This is a genomic window from Candidatus Schekmanbacteria bacterium (assembly GCA_003695725.1).
Lineage (GTDB): Bacteria > Schekmanbacteria > GWA2-38-11 > GWA2-38-11 > J061 > J061.
On sequence record RFHX01000339.1, the window covers coordinates 1 to 2763 of the forward strand.

The 2763-nt window shown below is 37.3% G+C and carries 1 protein-coding gene; it reads right to left on the reverse strand.

From position 1 onward, the window contains the following. Positions 1-3 precede the first annotated feature (3 nt). Positions 4-2679 (reverse strand): hypothetical protein, encoded by a 2676-nt coding sequence (locus D6734_12365; GenBank protein ID RMF92392.1) that lies wholly within the window; start codon positions 2677-2679, stop codon positions 4-6. Between the last annotated feature and the right edge of the window lie 84 nt (positions 2680-2763).

Sequence of the window (2763 nt, forward strand, 5' to 3'; positions counted from 1 at the left end):
AAATTACTTCTTCCTTTTTTTCATAATTTTTTTAAAAGGTTTTGGCTTTATAGTAATCTTACAATCTTTATGGAAATTGCTCTTTAAGTTTTTTTCTATGTCTTCTAATCTGTAAAAGTATGTCTTCCCTTTTTTAACTCCTTTGTCATTGAAATGATATTTGGCTCCACCTATTGCCCTCTTTTTGGATTTGATGAGTTTTTCATTGATTTTTGTGTAATCTGACGCTCCATCTTCACGGCGCCAAATATTAAATCCAATGTTATTTGTTTCAGAAGCTGTTTGCCACACAATATGAACCTTTTTTCTCTTTTGTTTAGCTGAGAAGGAAGAAAGCTTTATTTCCGTCGGGATTTCACTGATGGTAATAGGAGACGATGTTGATGCCGTTAGTAATTCTCCATATGAAGTGCTTTGAAAATCAACGGTTATATTATAACTGCCTGATGTATCACCTGCCTTGACGCTCCAGTTTCGATTTTTAGATTCATTAGGGAAGATTGAACCAAGAGTTTGAGCGTTTGTGCCATTGATAATTGTAAATCCTGAAGGCAGTGTAAGTACGGCATAGCAGTAATGGGTTGAGACATTTCCACTATTTGTTATCACTGCAGATACATTGAAAATTTCACCGGGCATTACTTCGGCAGGTACTGAAACAGAAATCGTCGGTGTTATATAAGCTTCTGAAAATCCTGCAGGCAATGCAATTGCAAATTCCTCAGTTGAAACAGCGCTGAATGATGTATCAGGCGTAAATACTTTGATTACAGCATAATTATTACCTGTTGAAACGATTTGTTCCACATTGTCTATGCCTGATACAGAATTTGCTAGCAGAGTGTTGTCATTTTCCTTATACATTTCAAGGTCAAGGTCATTTGGACCATAATACCAAACAGGATAGTTTCCCCCGGGATTATAGAACTGATGTCTGTGCCATACAAGAGTTGCCTTATTTCCGTTTGCCATTTGCCCCTTATAAAATCTGAATGATTTAGAACTTCCAGCAGGTTCAAGATATGAAATGAAATAATTGTTTCTTTCAAGCCATGCTTTGTTGAGGTCTATATAACCCCATCCATATTCGTTGTCCCATCCAGGTATACCTTTATCTTCAGCGGTATTGATTAAAATAGCTTTTATTGCTTTCGGGCTTGTAATCCCCGCGTTCATTAGAAGCGCGCAGGCGCCTGCAATATGTGGAGAAGCGAAGCTTGTTCCATATGCATTTCGGTAGTCACCTTCTGTTTCCCAATTATGATTTGTAGTATAGATTGCATAGCCGGGAGCGGCAAGGTCAGGTTTTTTTCTGCCTCCGGCTGTTGGTCCCCTGCTTGAAAATGATGCTATAGAATCGTCTGTCCTAGTGAGTGTACCGTTGTCATTTATAGCTGCAGTACAAATGACATTGTATGCAATCGATGGCTCCCAAATTTTATTTAATCCCGTGCCGCTATTTCCCGCACAGATTGTTACAATTGCGCCAATGTCATCAACAACAGAATCCCAAAAGCGGGCAAGGGTGGAATCGTCATCGGAAGTCGAGGAACCATAGCTGTGATTAAATATATCTGCTGGTTCATTTGCTGAGAATAGAGCCCAGTCAACTGAGTCGATTGCATCACTCCAATACATCCACACATTGCCATCTGTTCCAAGAAATCCGCTTTTTAGGTTTAAAATAGTATCAATTCCATAGGATACTCCAAGATTGCCCGGGAAACTTCCACTTCCAAGGCTAGCCACTACTCCGCATACTGCTGTGCCGTGGCCATGAAGGTCATTTGAAGAATATGCATCGTCGTTGAAATATGAAGATGAGGCTCCCAAATCGAGGTCAATATGATTTTCAAAGCTATGCCCTGATAATGCAGGATTTGTTTCATCTATTCCTGAATCGAGGATGGCAACATCCCAAATACCTCCTGTATAACCATTATTCCAAAAAACGGATGAGCCTATAGCAGGCACACTAACATACAAGCCACCACTCATAAGGCGGTCTTCATCTACTTTTGAAACTAAGGGCAGTTCAACCAGACTATCTATAAGAGATAGCGGGACTACAGCTGCAACAGCATTTAAGGAGAGCAGACGTTTTTTAGGTATGCCTCCATTTTGATGAAGAAAATCTTCAATTGTAGAGATGTCTTTTAGTGCAATTTTTTTTATTTCATTAAAGATATCTCTCCGCTTTTTTGTAGAGATTATGTCAAGTCCAATGATATTGTCAAAAGATTTGGCCTGAATGTTTTGAGACTGTTTTGAAGTTGATGTTGTTGACTGAATGATTTGGGGCTCATACTTCTTTTCAACATTGCTGACTATTGAATGTAGAGGCATTTGTTTTAGAAAAATTATGACACGCACAAAATCGTTACTGTTCTTTGAAGAAATTATTTTTTTTAATCCTTTTGTTATTTTGTCTTTATTTGATGATGGAGGGGATATTATATTGCCGTTTATTATTTTGCCGGATGAATCACGGAAGATTTTAATAACTTTCCCGTTTTTTCTTACCTTTTCAATGAAGACCTTTTCACCATTTTCTTTTAGAAGATATCCCTTCCAAAGAATCTTATTGGAGATGTTGGCTTCAACAATGAAGAGGAAAAAATAAAAAAGTATAAGAGGAAGAAATATTATTTTCCAAACTATGTGATGTTTTTTTTTCACAAATCTTTAAATTACAATTTTAAAGATTGAATGCAAGTTTTTTCTAAGAGAAGAGATTTTTTTTGTGAAATTCTTGATTATTTC